We start from the raw sequence: 17866 nt of genomic DNA, 5'->3' as shown, positions 1-17866 counted from the left end.
CCGACGCAGCCACCAGTCAGGTCGCCGCTTTCCTCTGCTTGTGATTTTTCCTTCTCCCGCCCTGCGGGAGAAGGTGCCGAAGGCGGATGAGGGGCTCTTGCACTGGCGAGCCATCGGCAAGCGGAGGATCTCGCTGCGAATCCCGCTGGACCGACTCGGACACAGAAAAAATTGCTCATGCCAAATGCGCGAGCGTAGCTGTCAGCCAACAATCAAGCGCGGAGCGGGCAAAATCGCGCAGGGCGCGAAAACTCAGTCCCCAGCCTGAGTCCACCCTTTCTTCAATTCCCCAACAACCCGAACCCGCTCCTTGCGCATCGCCTCCGCAATCGCCGGCCCCTGCAATCCGGCATCGACAAACGCAGCCGCCTTGACCTCGCACGCCGCAGAAAACACCGAACGAATCATTTCGCCCTGCGGGTAGTCGGAATCGGAAAGCCCAAGCCGTCCGCGCTTGTCCGCTTCGCAAACCGTGATGAACTGTTCGACGCGCTGCGGTTTGCGGAAGGCATCGAGCTTCTCCAGCAGGCCGAGCATGGTTTCCGCGCGCAGCTCGGCGAAACGATGCGCGAGCAGATGCAGGCGACAGCAGAGCACGCCCAGCTCCGCGTGTTCATTCGGCACGCGCAGGCGTTCGGCCAGGGCGCGCAGCGGTGCGACGCCGCGCTCCTCGTGCATGATGTGTTTCGGCAGTTCATGCGCAGGAGTCAGGGCCTTGCCGAGATCATGCGTCATCGCGCAAAAGCCGATCAGGTCATCGCCCGGGGCCAGCCTGGCGGCCATGTCGACCACCATCTCGTTGTGCACGCCGGTGTCGATTTCGGGATGGTATTCGGCGCGCTGCGGCACGCCGTACAGCGCATCGATCTCCGGGAACAACACGTGCAGGGCGCCGCATTCGCGCAGTGCGCGCAGGAATGCCGACGGCGTCGGTTCGGCCAGCGCCTTGCGTGTTTCAGTCCAGACGCGTTCGGCAACGAGGTGATCGACTTCACCATGCTTCACCATCTGCCGCATCAGGGCCATCGTTTCATCGGCAATCGTGAAGCCCAGCGAGGCGAAGCGGGCGTGGAAGCGGGCTACGCGCAGGATGCGCACCGGGTCTTCGGCGAACGCCGGCGACACATGCCGCAGCACGCGCGCATCCAGATCGCGCTTGCCGCCATGCGGATCGACGAGCGCTCCCGCCTCATCCTCGGCCATCGCGTTGATGGTGAGGTCGCGCCGCTCGAGGTCCTGTTCCAGCGTTACCGAAGGATCGGCATTGAAGGCGAAGCCGTGATAACCCGGCGCGGTCTTGCGCTCGGTCCGCGCCAGCGCGTATTCCTCGTTGCCTTGCGGATGCAGGAATACCGGGAAATCCTTGCCCACCGGCCGAAAGCCCTCGGCCAGCATCTGCTCCGGGGTGGCGCCGACCACGACAAAGTCGCGATCACAGGAGGACCGGCCCAGCAATCGGTCGCGAACGGCGCCGCCTACGAGATAGGTTTTCATGCGCTGATTGTGCCAGAGCGGGGCATGTTCGGCGGGCTGTCCGCTGCCGCCGTCGGCGGGGATCAGACGGGACGATGCTGCTCGCGGTAACGCGCAAGCGTGCCCTGGCGCTCATCGGCACTAAGCATGGCCGGTACGATCATCTCCATTGGCGTCGATACGATACCGAGTTCGCCAAGCCCATCCTTGTCGCCGACCGAGTCGATCAGCAGGGATTTGAAATTGTCACGCGATATCGGCTTGCCGGGCAGCCATTCGCCGACGCGTGCCTGAATCTTTCCGAGCACGTCCGGCAGGCCGATGACCCAGCGCCGCTTGCCGATCAGTTGCGCGGTCCATTGCACGATCTCGCGCAGGCTGATCACGCGCGGGCCGAACAATTCGTAGCTGTGGCCCACCGAATGCGGATGCGCCAGCGCTCGTGCGAAGGCTTCGGCGACATCGCCCACATAAACCGGTGCGAATTTCGCATCGGCCCGGGCCAGCGGCAAAACCGGCGCCACACGCAACAGGGAAGCGAAACGGAAGAACAGGCCGTCGCCGGGGCCGAAGATCACCGACGGCCTGAACAGGGTCCAGTCCAGGCGCGAATCACGCACACGCGATTCCGCATCGAACCGGGTGCGCAGATAGTGGCTGGCCCCTTCGCCGGCCCGCAGCGCGCTCATCTGCAGGAGCCGCGGGACGCCCGCAGCCTTGCAGGCGGCGACAACGGTTTCGGTCAGCTCGACATGGGCCTTGCGGAATCCGCTGCCATCCGAGCCGCGTTCATTGAGGATGCCGACCAGGTTGATCACCGCACCGGCACCGGCAACCTTCCTGGTGAGGTGGGCCAGGTTGTACACGTCCGCGTTTTCCACCCGAACGCGCGGCAACACAGTCAGCCCGAGGTTGAGCTCCCGATTACGCGAGAGCACCGTGATCTGGTGCCCATCCGCATGCAGGCGCGGCACCATGTGGCTGCCGACGAAGCCGGTTCCCCCGAGGATGACGATCTTTCTGGGCTTCATCTGCAATTCTCCTGACACACTGCTGCCATTTAATCCCTTCCAGGACGATCGAGGAAGGAAAACAACATGAACATGGGCTTTGAATCCCTGCAGCCTACTCTCATTGACACCGGCAGCAGCGCGGCATTTCATGCGAACCCGCACGCGCAGCAACGGAATCCGGCCGGCATCAACCGGGAATCGCGGCCCCACCAGCCCCCGCTGCTGATGCGTGCGCCTGGCCGAAGCGGCCTCGACACCGTCGGCCTCACCTCGCGACAGCAGCAGGGCGCCAGTGTCCGCGCCATGCGCCAATGGCACGGCCTGCATGAAATTCTGGCCCGACATCGCCGCATCGAGATGCTGGCCAGTGGGTCGGATCCGGCCTGTTCGCCGCTGGTGGCGCATGCCGGATTGGCCTTTCGCAGGAAATGGGTGCCCGCCCGTGCATCCGGCGGCATGCGCCTGCACGACGATCTGCACCTGCGCCATGTTGCCGAAGGGTTCGGATTCGAACCGTGTGACCTGCCCGAATCGATCCGCTTCGGCGGTGCCAGCGACGTGATCCACGATGCGGCGCTCGAAGTGTTGTGGATCGGCGTCGGGCCGCACTGCGAACTGCCGGCCGCTGCCGGACTGGCCCGCCTGCTGGATATCGATACGGTGCCGCTACGCCTTGCCGACCCCCGCTTCGAGCGACTCGATACCTGCTTCAGCCTGTTGCCGGGCGGCGTGCTGCTCTGGTATCCGCCGGCGTTCGATGCCGATTCACGTGCCCTGGTCGAATCAAGGATCGATGCGCTGCGCCGCATCGCCATCAGCGAAAACGATGCCCTGGCCTTCGCCTGCAATGCGATCAACCTCGGCAGCGCCCTCGTGCTGCATAGAGCCAGCGCCCGCTTGAAGCGCGAACTCGATGACGCCGGGTTTACCGTGATCGAAACGCCGCTGGATGCCTTTCACAAGCGCGGCGGCTCGGCCAGGAGCCTGGCCTTGCGCGTGGGCTGATGCATCGTTTGCATCTCCGAAAGCTCACTAGATCATTTTTCTTGGAGGCACAGTCAACTGGCCAGAAACTCGCGTGCGGAATATACATCAGCTCCAATAGTGTGATTTGCAACACACTAATTCACGTTGCGTGACCTTCAGCCTATTGACTAAAGTTAAGGAGTTAACTTAGAGCCGCTAAAGGATAAGGATATCTATATGAAAAATCCAAGTTCCGCTGAAGCCCACTCTTGTTTGAAGTTGTCCGACAGGGTCCGTTCTGCCCGCAGGAAAGCATCGATTTCACAAACGGAGTTTGCTCGAAGAATTGGCGTAAGCCCGAGCGCTGTAGCGCAATGGGAGCACCCGAATGGAACTCAGCCCTCGTTGCAAAGCGTAGTGCGCATTCTCGAAATAACAGGCGCTTGCCCAAACTGGCTACTCCTGGGATCAAGCAACAAGCAAGGCAAGCAGGGATCAAAGGCAGGGGAGGCCAGTGCGCTGGCGCTGGAGATGTACGCTCACTGCCTTGACGAAGAGAATCTGCTCACGATTTTCAGGAAGATTCCGACCAGTCGGCGGAGCTTGCTGATGTCCATGGCGGAAGAGCTTGCGGCTCCACGCCTGCCCGAATCAAGGAAGCCGCGCTAACAATTCCGAACTGAACGTACGCCCCTCCAATTGAGTAGCCTTTCCGGAACAACTGGGCCGGGAGTGTGTCATGAAGGGATTCCGTACTGCGCGTCATTCGTCGCTTTCGTTCGTCATTGCGTTGCTGGCAACTTTGGGTTGCGGCCTCTCGGCTCTAACGCCCTCTCAGCCTGCGTATGCCGCTGCAACAGCCAGCCAGCCGACAGCGGTAGCGCTGGACACGGCCCCACCTCATGAAGCTGGCACGGGGACTGTCGGCGGGCAGGCCGGATCTGACGGCGGTGCAGCAAGATACCGTATTCCCATCATCGTGCCTCCAGGGCGTGCTGGCATGCAGCCTTCGATTGCACTGTCCTACAGCAGTCGAAGCGGCAACGGAGTTGCCGGAATGGGATGGTCCATTTCCGGCCTGAGCTCGATCCATCGTTGTCCGCAAACTCCGGAGCAGGATGGCAAGACGCGTGGCGTTTCCTATTCTTCTGAAGATCGCTTGTGCCTCGATGGGCAACGTCTGGTAAAGGTCAGCTCGAATGGCAACTACGGGCAATCCGGCACCGTCTACAAGACCGAGCTTGACAGCTACGCACGAATCACCCAGCTGGGGGGTACGCTGACCGACGGCGCAACCACGTTCCGAGTCGAGCAAAAAGACGGCCGCGTAATCAGCTACGGGACGACGGACGATTCGCGCGTATTGCCAAGTGGATCGGGCGGCAAGCCGCTGAGCTGGCTGGTACACAAGATTCAGGATCGTGTCGGAAATTTCCAGACGTTCGCATACACCGTGCCTGCAACCGGGCATGGCGAGAATCTATTGGCCAGTGTGATCTACACGGGGTCGCCAACAGGCGGAGTCGGAAACAGAAAAGTCGAATTCGAATATCAAAGCCGTGATCAGGCATTGGGCGGCGCAGCAGGTAGTGCCAAGGATATTGCCTCGAGCGCATTGGCCGGTGGTTTGACGATGCAGACGCAGGCCTTGAAATCCATCAAGACGACCATTGGCGGGCAAACTGTCCGCAAGTACACACCGCGCTATCGGATTGCCAACTACAGTGATCGACTGTTGATGGTGGCTATCAGGGAGTGCGCCGGTGACTCCGCGCCGTGCTACCCGGAGACAACCTTTGCCTATAACGATGGGAACCTCAACTTCCGACTCAAGTCGCTCTCTGCGCTTGGGCTCGCTCAACCCGCGATTGGTGAGGCGGAATCCAACGGGACCTATCGCGTAAGAATGGGTGGCGACTACGATGGAGACGGCACGCGAGAAACCGTCATCTCACCGGCAATTGATGGATCTGCCAACGGTCAGATCCTTATGGCGCAATTCACTGCCAACCGCCAGGCGCATACACCGGTCAGTATTCCCTTATCTTACAACTTGCTGCGTTCGCAGGAAGCAGACATGGATGGCAGCGGGCGCTCGGCCTTGATCGACTTGGAGGGGAGCAATGGCAAAATTGCATTCGGACTGTGGAACTACGACCTGTTCCCTCGTGGCACGCCGGCGAGGTGCAATCCACCCGCAAGCTGCAACCCTTTCGGCAGTGTTCAGACAAACATTCCGTGGCCGGAAGTGCCTGGCGCGACAGCGCTCGGACAGCCGCGTCTGATCCATGCAGCTGACATCAACGGGGATGGCAAGACCGATATCATCACGGTGCGACCTGAGTCCACATGCCAGGCCGACGCGCTCGGACACAAGGATGCTGTCTTCTTGCATCGGAACATTGCCACGGCCCAGTTTGCTATTGGGCAGGATGTGGACTTTGCTCCGGAACAAAAATTGTTTTGCCTGCCGAGAGTCATAACCGGATTCAGTTACTACGAAGCAGCGATCGATCACATAGCGGATTTCAATGGAGACGGGCTTGCGGACTTCTACCTTGTACAGGGTGGATCGCACGGAAACGCCGGTAACTTTTTCGGCATCGAGTTGACCCAGCCCGAGGGTGCCGCAACACCTACCGATCGCAAGACCTGTTCCCAACTGGGGCTTGTTGACAATGGCAGCAATTTGAGCGACGAATGCAACTGGGGGAGCAACCGCTACGCAACCCGCTGGATGGACGTCAACGCCGACGGCCTCGAAGATCTCGTGCTCGCGCGTCCCGGAAATGCCGTATGGACGCTGCATCTCAATCGCGGTAATGGCCTGCTTGGGCCGGAAATCAATACGGGCAGCAGTGCTGGCCTGAACACGCATGACAGTGCGGGGCCTGTGTTCACCTATGCCAACGGCTTTCCGTCGATGGACGTCGACTCGGATGGAAAGGCTGATCTTCTGATAGTTTCACAGGAGAAGGGTAGCGCGGCATTTGCGCTGAAGATGTGCACGGTCAAGCGCGTGCACAAGATCAGCAACGCCGATGGCACGATGTGTCCGTCGGCCATTCAAACCATGAGTGCCAACTCGGTCCTGGCTCCCGGAGAGGGAGCGGTCTGCGCTGCGTACTCCTGCTCACCCAATCCGGATGGCAGTGATCCACTTCCACGAAACGGTTCCGCGCCTGGCGAAAACGCGGGTTACCCATTCCAGTGGAACAATCTTCCTGCGTTCAGCGCGTACTCGTCCCATCCGAATCACGGTCCGGGCGAAGACAACAGTACCTACCGTCTCGCGCAACTGAAGTTTGTCCAGACCGGTCCGAGCTCATTCGTCGGTCAAGTCAAGCCAACGACGTTGATCTCCAGATTGAATGACAGAACGGGTTTAGCAGATGATCTCTTCGGAGACGGATTGCCGGATCTGATTACGTCCGTCGGCTGCTCGGATGTTGTACTGAGACAGCGTGGCACCCAGTCTACGGCGCCATGGTCGCACCAGAAGTGCTCGGTTGTGGATCGAGAAACTTTCGGACCCTCACATCTCGACGACGCGACACCGACGGCATCGTTCGAGAAACAGGTCGTTCTGTACGCCAATATCAACCAGGGAATAGTCTCTCCGGGTGGCTCCACCGACGAACCTGATTTCTCGGCTTCGCAGTTTCCGACACAGCCAGAGCTGACATCGCCAGGTTCGGGAATCAATCTCTCATTGACGGTTCCGCATCTGCCGGGCTTGTTGGCAGGTGTGCTGAATGGGGTAGGCGACTTTGCCACCTGGGGCTACTTCCCGCTCTCGGTTCGTGCAACTTGGGGCACGGGCTCATCGGCGCTGCCGTTCTACTCGGTGCTGCCGCGAGGGCAGATTAACGGCTACACCGATGACAGCCACTATTACTTCCAGAGCTCGATGCCCGTGGTCTACGGCATGGCCCAGAATTCCGGCAACGGATCCGTGAACGGCTCAAGAAGCGCGTCCTATGCGTACAGTGAAGCCATGTATCACCATCGTGGTCGTGGATTCCAGGGCTTTCGGTCGATTTCATCGACGAGCTACGGGTCCGACGCGCGAAAGCTTCGTACGCGCACGACGTTTCATCAGAAGTTTCCTCTGACGGGCCGCGCGGAGTCCGTGGAGGTTCTAAACCCGGTCACCTCGGCAGTCATCAAGCGGGAAACCTACAACTGGATTTGCTTTCTGAATCGTAGCGCTTGTCCACAGGGCAATTTGACACCGGCATTCTCCGTGACCAACAACGGGGGGGCCGTGTTTACGCCGCTCCTTGATTCTCATCTGGTCGAGAATTTTGATCTGGGAACAGGGAAACGCTACAGCCGCACAGAAACCGTCAACGCGGCTTCTTCGGGAGCATCAGTGTCGGGCTGGGACTCACATGGCAACCTCGTTGACCAGGTTGTAGTCAACGCCGAAGTCGGCGCATACGCGGTAATTGCAGAGCACAAATCGGTTACGCACTCAACGTTCGAGTCCAACCCGGCGGTCGGTGTCTGGTGGCTTGACAAGCTGACTGAAACAGTGACAACGACGACGCAGACTTATAACAATGCTGCGGAAGGTCACCCGGTTCCAAGTTTGGTAACAATACCTTCGCGAATTCTGAAAACAGCCTATACATGGAACTCAGACAGGACCCCCGCCTCACAAACCGTGACAGGGGTCGCTGGCACGCCGAGTCTAACCACAGAGTACGCCTATGACTCGACGACTGCTTCAGGCTTGCCGAGTTCAGTCACGATTTCCGGATCAGAAATTGCGACATCACGCACAACGACGTTCATCTACACCGAGGATGGCAGTTCTCCCTCCAGCTCAAGCGCACCCAATGGCTACTTCGTACTGACGACCAGAAATGCGGCTGGACACGCGTCGACCACCACGCATTCGCCTCGCGACGGTCAGGTTGTCGAAGCGATCGATCCCAATGGCCTGAAAACAATCAACAGTTACGACGGATTTGGGCGCCTGGTTGGAATGTCATTCGTTGACGCGAGCAATGCGAGCCTCACGACACCAGTTGCTATCAGCTATACGAACTGCAATGCAACCAGTTGTGCTGGCTTCGGCGAAATAGGCAATCAATCCGGTGCAGCATGGCGCGTGGTTCGCGTCCAGCAGGGCTCGCCAACCATGGCAGACTGGTTCGATGTGCTCGGCAGAAATATCAAGCACACAGAGCGCGGATTCAGGGCCGGACCCGAGGAGTTCATCGGGACGCTGACCGACTACGACACCATGGGGACGGTCGCCCAGCAGAGCACGCCCTACTTCATCGGTGAGGTCCCCTACTTCACGGGGTGGAACTACGATCGACTCAATCGTCCAGTCGAGAAGATCGCGCCAGGCGCAGAGCTCGATTCAACACACGGTGACATCAAGACAAGTTACGTGCACGCGGGCCTGAAGACGACCATCAAGGTTCGTGGAACGGCCGCTGGCGTCCCATCAGCATGCTCCGATAGCAGCAATGTGTGTATGGACATGAGTCGTACTTACGATGTTCTCGGTCGATTGGCCAGGACAGTACAGGGCAATGGCACGAACTCAGCCTATGCAACGTCAAGCTACTGGTATGACGGTCTCGGCAATCCTGTTGGCGCGAGGGATCCCGGCGGAGCCCTGATTCGGGCTACCTACAACGATTTCGGTCATCGCAAGACACTGTTGGATCCGGATGCCGGGCATTGGCAGTTCACCTACAATGCCCTGGGGGAAATAATTGATCAGATCGACGCACGCAACGTCGTGACCCATCATGAGCACGACGTTCTTGGTCGCCTCACCGAGCGCTCCGCCAGTCATCCCAACGCGCTGGATACCAGTCTGCGTTATATCCGCGACAACTGGGACTACGATCCTCCGGGTGGTGATGGTTTGCTCGAATTGAGCAGGCGCCGGAAGGGATCCAGCGAGAACACGCTGCAACTGATCTGGAGCGAGAAAAACGATTACGCGCTCCATAGCAAGCGTCTTGAAACACAGACAACCGTTCTTCAAGGACTGGCGAGCAACTGGCAGACCCATTATGCCTACGACAACACCTACGGAAGACCAGAGAAAACAATTTATCCGAGCGGGTTGGCCATCAAGAAGGAATACACCGAGTACGGCGACCTGCGCCAGTTAAGCAACTTCGATAGTGAACTCGTGTATTGGAAGGCCGATGACAAGGATGCCTGGGGAAATCTCACGGCGGAAACATTGCTGGGCGACATCAACGGCGAGTACACAGCCTACGCAAGCACCGGTCAGAGCAAGCAAAGAAAATGGAGCAACAGCTCGGGGCCGCTGAATCAATTGGACTACCTGTACGACAGCTTCGGCAACCTGAGGACACAATCCACTTCCCTGGCCGGCATCAATGCCAGTGAATATTTCATTTACGATAATCTTCAACGCCTGACCAAGGCGATACGGTCAGGTGTTCCCGGCAGCCCTCCGGCAATCAGCTATGGCTACCACCCCAATGGCAATCTGGCCAGCAAGAGTGACTACAGCGATCCAATTCCCCAAGCCTATGGCTACGGTCAGAATGGTTGCGGGCCACATGCAGCCAGCAGCGTCATGCGGCCAGGCCCGGACCATGTGTATCAGTGTGATGCCAACGGGAATGTGGCCGGCGGAACGACCTTGCGCGCGAGCTACGATTTCAACAATCAGCCGTGGAAGATCGAGCGCCTAGACGCCGGTACTACAGCCGAATTCGCGTACACGGCTGATGGCGCGGTATTTAAAAGCCAGACACCGTCTCACAACACATGGTTTGGTCCGGAAGGCTATGAATTCACCATGGCCAACGGCTTGCCCACCCAGCGTCACGAGCTGGGGCCGGTCATCGTTGTCCGCCAAAACGGTACCGATACGCTCAAGGCTGCGCTAAGGGATAGGCTGGGGTCCAGCGTGATGCTGGTAGAGGGTGCCGGCGGCGCCGCGTTGAGGGCCAACCCCAACCCAAGTTTTGACGGAAATTATCAGGTGTCATGGCCGAACGTTCCGGGCGCCACCCGGTACGAGTTGTACGAACAGATTGGCAGTGCAACCGAGCAACTGGTGTATTTCGGACTGAATACTCAATGGAGTCCGCCCACGCGAGCGATAGGAGCTCATTCCTATCGACTCCGTGCCTGCGTCGGTGCCTGCGGCAACAATTTCAATGGCCCTCTGATCGTCTACGTAGTCCCGCCAGCACCAGCCACAATTACTGCAACAGCCCCCGCAGATGGCAACTTCACGGTGAGCTGGGGGGCGGTGTCAACTGCCGAAACCTACACACTCGAAGAGCAAATCGACGGGGATCCATCTTGGCGAATCGTGAGCCAAGGCTCTTCATCGCGCACCTGGCAGGCGGTCAACAAGCCGGCGGGTGGGTACAACTATCGGGTTCGAAGCTGCATTGGGCCAGGATCCGTCTGCGGGAATCCGAGCAACACCGTGAGCGTGAATGTTACCGGCTCAAACACGCCGGCAGCACCGACGATGTATGCGCCGGATCCAATTCAGAGCACGGGTGAATTCGATCTGAGCTGGAGTACTTCGGCGAATACATCGTTCTACAAGCTCGAGGAACGAGTCAGTCCGGGCGACTGGATAGAGGTGCTTGACGGCGATCTAGCAATCTACGACACCGACATCACGCTGACTCGACCGAATGGTGCATACGAATATCGCGTCAAGGCGTGTCTGATCGCCGACCGCGTTTATTGCAGCTCGCCATCAAATGTTGTCGTTGAAACCGTGTCGGGAAGTGGCATTCCGCAGATGCCCGCCGAAATATACAGTTCGCTGCAAGGCCAAGGTTGCGTGGTTGTAGATCAGAATGATCCAGTCAACTTCACGATAAGCTGGACGGCGAGCGCCATGGCAACAAGCTATGTCGTGCGCGAAAGAAAATCGTTTGGCGTCCCAGAGACGCTGGTGCACTCGCCCGTATCCGGGACAAGCATCAATTTGGACCGATCACGGCCACCAGGCCCTGATCAAGGTGACCTATGCCTTCGAGGTCAAAGCTTGTTCCGGCAGCGGTGCAGCGCTTGCGTGCTCTCCCTATAGGGGAACGGCACTTGTCTGTCTGAAGAAGGATGGGCCACTACCTGGACCCTATGCGCCCAATTCTTCAGAAACGAGATCCTACGATGCATTCGGAAAACCGAAATGGCAATTTCTCGACAGAGCTGACGGCACCTTAGATCTGCTCCCGGATACCGTGCGCGGATTCACCAATCACCGGCATCTCGACGATGTGCGCCTGATTCACATGAACGGGCGCGTCTACGACTACCAGCTCGGACGTTTCCTGAGCGTAGATCCAATGATTCAGTTTCCGACGAATACGCAGTCGATGAATCCGTATAGCTACATTATGAATAACCCGTTATCTGGGGTAGATCCGAGTGGGTATCAGCTCGAGGAAATCAAAGAAGGAGAATCCACCACCATAAACATGCATGACAATCGATCGGCGAATCCGTTTAGTGGACGAGTAGTTGTAAGCAACAACGGCGGAGGAAAGATATCAATTTCAGCCGTTTCGGGAATGCTTGTTCCAGGTTCGGTTCTTGCTAGCTTGAGCAGTGGGGCAGTTGGCCAAGGCGCTACAGGCGCCGGGGGCCGCAGCAATCAGAACGCATCAGCGGACCAAAAGGGAAGCGTGGCAAATCTGCCAAACGGGGCAGCTACTGAGTATTCCAGTTCAATGTCCAACAGGGCCGCTCATGCTCAGGAAATCGACCTCGAAGCTACGGCATCCAGCTACGGTTTGGAATTCACCGACATCAACTTCATAGGTGTGGAAGGCTCATATTCGTCTAGTAAGTTAAATGTTTACGTGAACCCAGAATCTGGATCGATTGTTCAAGTCATCGGTCCCGCCCAAGAGGCGGGTTCCGGGATCGTTCGGGGTGCACTTGCTTTAGGCAGAGCCGCCGGTATATTTGCGTCACGAGGCAGCAAACTTTCTCGGGCAATGGTCGCATCCGGAATGATGCGATCAGTTGGTGTGCATGCTCACCATATTGTTGCACAGGGAGCGAAAATCGCCGCACCTGCGCGAGCTGTTCTGACTAGGTTTGGTATCAACGTGCACGAAGCCTCAAATGGGGCATTCTTGCTAGCCTCACAACATGCGGGACTCCACACGACGCGGTACTATAAGGCCGTGAACAACATTCTTAGTCAGGCGACAACGAGACAGGAAGCATTGCAAATGCTTGCGGCAATCCGACAGGGCCTACAAGCAGGAACGTTTCCATGATGACAGAAGGACGTTCCTATTTACCTATACCTTTGGACGGTTTCGAGCTTTGCCATCCGCGCGAGCAGAGTGATTTCGAGATCGTCAATGTGCTTATTGACGGCACGCCGAGGGCTGCCAATTGGAGTCCCCTTGATGTAATAATTATCGACGACGAATTCGGTCGCAAACTGAAACGATCGGATGCGCCGTGGATGACAGATGGATGCCTTGTGTTCGGCGAGCGGGTTCTGGAGCGGCTTGGAGGCCTGCTTCGAGATCAAGGGGAGCTGCTTCCTCTTGCGTGTCGGCAAAGAAACCTGTGGGCCTTCAATCCAAATGCCGTCCTCCCGTGCCTTGACGAAGCGAAGAGCGAAGTATTGCGTCTGGACACGGGTCGGATTTTTCATGTTGCGCGCTATTCCATGAAAGAGCACGTTGTGGCAGGCCACCTTCTCTACAAATGTGACGTTTTCAGGGTCAGTCCCACTTTTGTTGGTCAAGAGTTCGTCGATGCTTGGCGCGCCGCTAATCTTGAGGGCCTGGAATTCGATGAGGTGTGGCGTAGTTTTTGAGCGGAGATGAAGGGGTCGCTTTGGACCACTCCGGGTGTTGCTGCTCGATGAAAATTGACCGGGTACTTTGGGGTGATCCACTGCTGACCGTAACGGCTTGCGAAGGCGCGCTCAATGAACGCTATTCGCAGTTCGCGAATAGTGAATATGGCTCATGGAGCTCAAGCCCCAAGATCTACTGGTGTTGTTAAAGGCCGCGACGCGGCCATACGAGCGGCTGACCTATGCCGCTCTGGGCAAGGCGTTGCCCATGAGTCCTTCAGCGCCTAGGGGTCACCATTTCGCCACCGCCTACGCCTGACTCAGCCGATGGCAAGGCCTATCCGAATCGAATTTGGCGGAGCGCTGTATCACGTGACGGCGCGTGGGGATCGTCGTGAGACGATCTTCGAGGACGATACAGATCGCGAGCGCTTCCTTGAACTATTGGGCGAGGTGGTTTCCGTATTCAATTGGCAGAGCCACGCCTTTTGCCTGATGGGCAATCACTAACATCTGGTGATCGGCACGCCGGATGGGAATCTCTCCAAGGGCATGCGCCAGCTCAATGGCGTGTTCACGCAATGGGGCAATCGGCGTCATCGGCGTGCGGGGCATCTGTTCCAGGGTCGCTTCAAGGCGATTCTGGTTGATGTCGACAGCTATCTGCTTGAACTGACGCGCTACGTTGTTCTCAACCCGGTTCGCGCTGGAATGGTCAGTCAGCCTGGTGATTGGCCGTGGAGCAGTTATTCCGCAATGGTCGGGGAGGCGGATTCGCCAGAATGGCTGGAGACCGACGGGTTGCTAGCCCAGTTTGGTACGCGGTGTTCGCGGGCGATCACAGCCTATCGGTGATTCGTAGTGGCGGGATTCGGTGCCGAGTCACCATGGCTGCATCTGAATCGTCAGGTGTTCCTGGGTGATGACGCTCTCGTCGAGCGCATGCAAGAGCGCGCGCAGGGGTGTCCCGATGACCTGAGCATCCCTAAAGTACAGCGCCGACGGCCGCCACCCTCACTGGCCAAGATCGCGAAGCAATATCCTGATCGCAATGAAGCCATTCGCGCTTCCCGGGAGACTGGCGAATACAGCTACTCGCAAATAGCCCAGCACTTCGGACTTTTCCTTACCAGCGAAGGTCGGATTGTTTGCGGCGGGCGATAGACACGCTTCAGCGCGTCCGCCGCTATGCCAACGCACCAGTCCAACAACCGCATGGGTGTGATGTTGGAACTTACCCCGTCGTTTTGCGCAAGTCGTCGTTCTGGTAAAAGCTCATCGAGCACTTGTCTATCGGCGAGATCTAGTGCGTCCACTACGCGCCAGCGTTGAGGCAGAAGCCCAGGCATTGAGTACGTTGTTGAACAATTCGGTACCCTCTGAGTTGACGGACAACTTAAGGCTGCCTTGGACAAATGTCTGTTCAGGCGGCGAGGGTGACTCAGTTCCGCAGGCGAGAACTTTTGTATCGTCTCGCTGGCTGGCTTCTATCGCGGTACGCCTGATAATATCGAAGCGCCTACTCCAGTTCGGATGGAAATAATGAAACCCTGCAAGGATGCTGTTCTCGTTGTAATTCACGTTCTAGCTTTCGTCGCGGCAGTTTTCCATTTGCCCGCGTGGGCACTTGACGCTGCCAACCAAGGCGTAGTTCCAAGCCAGAGTATCGCGTCTGGTTTCCAGCACACTTGCGCCATCTCAGATACAGGCGCCGTGAAATGCTGGGGTTCCAATCAGTTTGGCGAGCTTGGCGATGGAACATTCCTGAGTCGTGGTGTTCCGTCAACGGTGCAAGGATTTGACGAGCCTGTGATATCAGTCACGGCCGGCACCCTTCACACGTGCGCGGTCACGTTGAGTGGTTCGGTCAAGTGTTGGGGTAGCAACTCGAGTGGTCAGCTAGGAAACAACACAACCAACTCAAGCGCGATTGCCGTCGAACCCGTCGGTTTGCCTGGCAGTATTGTCAGCATCACGGCCGGGCGCGCGCATACCTGCGCGCTGACGAGTACTTCGGAATTGTATTGTTGGGGCTGGAATACAAGCGGCCAGTTGGGAGACCAGACAACTATTCAGCGACTGGCTCCTGTTCATGTCCTCAGTGGGCTGTCCAGCGTCTCCGCGGGTCGCGATCACACGTGCGCTACGACAGCTTCTGGCATGGCAGTGTGCTGGGGCCGAGGCGACCGTGGCCAGCTTGGCAATGTTGATTTCTCACAATCCTCATATCCGGTTGAAGTTACAGGACTGTCTTCCGGGGTGGCCGCCATTACCTCGGGCTACAATCACAGTTGCGCCCTTACGACGGCCGGCCAGGTAAAGTGCTGGGGCGGCAATGAATACGGACAGCTTGGCGATTCGACAACGATAGATCGCCCGACTCAGGTCGACGTGACTTCGATGGCCTCTGGCGTATCTGCGGTTGATGCCGGCAGCTATCATACTTGTGCAGTCCAGCAAGGAACTGTGAAGTGCTGGGGGTTCAACAATACCGGGCGGCTGGGCGACGGCGGTCGCAATGACAGTTTGATTCCAGTGGCGGCTGTAAATCAGCCGATGGGAGTGGAGCACATTGATGCAGGTGGCACGCAGAGTTGTGTCATCGCCAATGGAGGCCAGTTTTGGTGTTGGGGCAACAACGCCTACGGTCAGATTGGAATTGGTAGCCTGGGAAGCTTCAACAATCCCGTCGATGTCTCCAGTCTGGATGCGGGTACGAGTTCGATCGGTCTCGGATATCAGCATGCATGCGCAGTCAAAAACGGTGCAGTCTACTGTTGGGGAGGCAATCCACAAGGGCAACTCGGTGACGGGACGCACGACGAGCACCTGACGCCTGCACCTGTCTCCGGCCTCTCCAGTGAATCTACTTCGCTCTCAGTGGCCGCTGACCATTCATGCGCACTTGCCTTGGGCGGGAACGCAAGATGCTGGGGAGCAAACACGCGTGGCCAACTTGGTGACGGCACTCAGACAGCGCGAGCTGCGCCTGTCGACGTGATCGGCCTGGGTAGCGACGTTCGTCAAATCGCCACTGCCAACGCCCATAGCTGTGCCTTGACGGCCACAGGCGGAGTGAAGTGCTGGGGATCCAATGACACGGGTACGCTGGGCAACGGCACCACTGTGAGCCATTTGGTTCCTGCTGATGTAACAGGGCTAGCATCCGGAGTCGCGATGATTTCTGTAGGGTCCTATCATTCCTGCGCGTTGCTGGACACGGGTGGCGTCAAGTGTTGGGGTTCCCTTGATTCCGGTTCGGGCAGCGGACCGTATCTTGAGCCAGTAGACGTGCCGGGTCTTGCATCCAACGTGACCTCGATAGCGTCTGGCGGCAATTTTGACTGTGCATCGATCGACGGTAGCGCGCTGAAGTGTTGGGGATCGAACTACAACGGAAACCTCGGCAACGGGACCACGGACAATAGTCCTCTGAATCCTGTTGATGTCGTGGGGTTCAACGATGGCGTTCTCAGCGTAGCCGCTGCAGGCGCACATGCGTGCGCGGTCAATGGATCAGGCACCGCAAAGTGCTGGGGACTGAATGACATAGGTCAGTTGGGCGATGGCAGCCAGGAACTCATGCGACTCCTGCCAACGAACGTAGTTGGCCTTCAGTCGGGGATATCGGCTATATCGGCGGGGTACTTTGGCGGTTGTGCCATCACTGAAGCTGGGCTGGCCAAATGCTGGGGCGAAAATGTGTTTGGCCAATTGGGTAACGGTACAACTGGCTCGGTGCTTGAGCCGGAACTGGTGCTATTCGATGAAGTGGTTTTTCGAGCTGGATTCGAGTAGCGGAAACCCAGAAGCGCGATTCGCGAACGCAGATTCCTGCGACTACCAGGACAATCTGGAGTGTCTCGACTTTGTCGTGATCTAAGGCGAGGCTGAGATGCCTCCAAGCTTCAGAGCCCCCGAGGTTCGCTGAAGCTTGGCAGTTTGCTCGTAGCCTGTTTGCAGTGCCCTATTGAACGTCCGCACTTCGCCGAAACCGAAAGTACGTCGCTTCGAACGGGAAAGTTGGCTCAGGCCGAATTTCGAACCAGCGCCAGAACCTCCCTTCCAGACGATCGGCCGATGGCATTGCGCGCCAATTCCTGGATTCGATGCGCCACGGCGACTGACCAGGGCATCTCGATGATGTTGTGCAGGGCCATGCAATGCGGGCAGTCGGTAGCGCGACACTGCGTGCACGAGGTCGGATGTGCGAGTGCCTGGTGGGCCCAGTTCTGCAGCGTGTTGGCGATGTACGGCGTCCACTGCGCGTCGGCGATTCGCACCAGCGTCGAAGTCGATGCGCACGCATTCGGTACGGTGTTGAACATTTCGGCAACCTCTGAGTTGGCGGACAACTTCAGGATGCCTTCGATAAATGTCTGTGCATGCTTTGTGGGTCACATCAACTTCGTGAACCAGATCACACTAGCGATTCCTCGTGGATTTCAGCCTACAAATGAATGAACGAGATCTTGCGCAAGCAAGGGAATGGTCGCCACCAAGCGTTAAAGCAGGAGAATCGACGAATCGCTCGACGAACTTCCGGTGCAGCGAACCCGAACATCACTTTAGTGCTTAGAGCTCAGCGCGAAGATGCAGCCGCGTGATG

11 protein-coding genes are annotated in these 17866 nt (G+C 58.0%); 8 read left to right on the top strand and 3 right to left on the bottom strand.

The window, feature by feature from the left end; translation table 11 throughout:
* Positions 1–252: 252 nt before the first annotated feature.
* Together R3F00_RS17210 and R3F00_RS17205 are read right to left on the bottom strand one after the other, a co-directional pair.
* Positions 253–1494, bottom strand: coding sequence for a multifunctional CCA addition/repair protein (locus R3F00_RS17210; protein WP_371282961.1), 1242 nt, complete (start codon positions 1492–1494; stop codon positions 253–255).
* A gap of 62 nt (positions 1495–1556) precedes the next feature.
* Positions 1557–2504, bottom strand: coding sequence for a complex I NDUFA9 subunit family protein (locus R3F00_RS17205; protein WP_371282960.1), 948 nt, complete (start codon positions 2502–2504; stop codon positions 1557–1559).
* Positions 2505–2570: 66 nt separating this feature from the next.
* Here R3F00_RS17205 and R3F00_RS17200 point away from each other — a divergent pair, with 66 nt between their 5' ends.
* The 8 genes from R3F00_RS17200 (at position 2571) to R3F00_RS17165 (ending at position 17055) form a co-directional block, all read left to right on the top strand.
* Complete coding sequence (locus R3F00_RS17200; RefSeq protein WP_371282959.1) at positions 2571–3491, top strand: dimethylarginine dimethylaminohydrolase family protein; 921 nt, start codon at positions 2571–2573, stop codon at positions 3489–3491.
* A gap of 198 nt (positions 3492–3689) precedes the next feature.
* Positions 3690–4121 (top strand): helix-turn-helix domain-containing protein, encoded by a 432-nt coding sequence (locus R3F00_RS17195; protein WP_371282958.1) that lies wholly within the window; start codon positions 3690–3692, stop codon positions 4119–4121.
* Positions 4122–4191: 70 nt separating this feature from the next.
* On the top strand, positions 4192–11520 hold the full coding sequence (locus tag R3F00_RS17190) for a SpvB/TcaC N-terminal domain-containing protein (protein ID WP_371282957.1): 7329 nt from the start codon (positions 4192–4194) through the stop codon (positions 11518–11520).
* On the top strand, positions 11453–12721 hold the full coding sequence (locus R3F00_RS17185; protein ID WP_371282956.1) for an RHS repeat-associated core domain-containing protein: 1269 nt from the start codon (positions 11453–11455) through the stop codon (positions 12719–12721). Before R3F00_RS17190 ends, R3F00_RS17185 begins: the two co-directional genes overlap by 68 nt.
* Positions 12721–13275 (top strand): hypothetical protein, encoded by a 555-nt coding sequence (locus R3F00_RS17180; RefSeq protein WP_371282955.1) that lies wholly within the window; start codon positions 12721–12723, stop codon positions 13273–13275. The genes R3F00_RS17185 and R3F00_RS17180 overlap by 1 nt, the downstream gene beginning before the upstream one ends.
* A 309-nt stretch (positions 13276–13584) precedes the next feature.
* On the top strand, positions 13585–13767 hold the full coding sequence (locus tag R3F00_RS17175; protein WP_371282954.1) for a transposase: 183 nt from the start codon (positions 13585–13587) through the stop codon (positions 13765–13767).
* 6 nt (positions 13768–13773) lie between these two features.
* Complete coding sequence (locus R3F00_RS17170; RefSeq protein WP_371282953.1) at positions 13774–14112, top strand: transposase; 339 nt, start codon at positions 13774–13776, stop codon at positions 14110–14112.
* A 687-nt stretch (positions 14113–14799) separates the two neighbouring features.
* Positions 14800–17055: an RCC1 domain-containing protein gene (locus tag R3F00_RS17165; protein WP_371282952.1), complete on the top strand. Its 2256-nt coding sequence runs from the start codon at positions 14800–14802 to the stop codon at positions 17053–17055.
* Positions 17056–17285: 230 nt separating this feature from the next.
* Here R3F00_RS17165 and R3F00_RS17160 read toward each other — a convergent pair whose 3' ends face one another.
* On the bottom strand, positions 17286–17585 hold the full coding sequence (locus tag R3F00_RS17160) for a hypothetical protein (RefSeq protein WP_371282951.1): 300 nt from the start codon (positions 17583–17585) through the stop codon (positions 17286–17288).
* Positions 17586–17866 lie beyond the last annotated feature (281 nt).

The sequence above is a fragment of the Dokdonella sp. genome, from assembly GCF_041395345.1.
Lineage (GTDB): Bacteria > Pseudomonadota > Gammaproteobacteria > Xanthomonadales > Rhodanobacteraceae > Dokdonella.
The sequence above is the reverse complement of the archived record's forward strand: the minus strand, read 5'-3'. Positions and strand labels throughout refer to the sequence as shown.

Bases quoted from the DNA above. Each gene is read 5' to 3' on its own strand.
- R3F00_RS17210 (WP_371282961.1), bottom strand. From the start codon at position 1,494: ATGAAAACCTATCTCGTAGGCGGCGCCGTTCGCGACCGATTGCTGGGC.
- R3F00_RS17205 (WP_371282960.1), bottom strand. From the start codon at position 2,504: ATGAAGCCCAGAAAGATCGTCATCCTCGGGGGAACCGGCTTCGTCGGC.
- R3F00_RS17200 (WP_371282959.1), top strand. From the start codon at position 2,571: ATGAACATGGGCTTTGAATCCCTGCAGCCTACTCTCATTGACACCGGC.
- R3F00_RS17195 (WP_371282958.1), top strand. From the start codon at position 3,690: ATGAAAAATCCAAGTTCCGCTGAAGCCCACTCTTGTTTGAAGTTGTCC.
- R3F00_RS17190 (WP_371282957.1), top strand. From the start codon at position 4,192: ATGAAGGGATTCCGTACTGCGCGTCATTCGTCGCTTTCGTTCGTCATT.
- R3F00_RS17180 (WP_371282955.1), top strand. From the start codon at position 12,721: ATGACAGAAGGACGTTCCTATTTACCTATACCTTTGGACGGTTTCGAG.
- R3F00_RS17175 (WP_371282954.1), top strand. From the start codon at position 13,585: ATGGCAAGGCCTATCCGAATCGAATTTGGCGGAGCGCTGTATCACGTG.
- R3F00_RS17165 (WP_371282952.1), top strand. From the start codon at position 14,800: ATGAAACCCTGCAAGGATGCTGTTCTCGTTGTAATTCACGTTCTAGCT.
- R3F00_RS17160 (WP_371282951.1), bottom strand. From the start codon at position 17,585: ATGTTCAACACCGTACCGAATGCGTGCGCATCGACTTCGACGCTGGTG.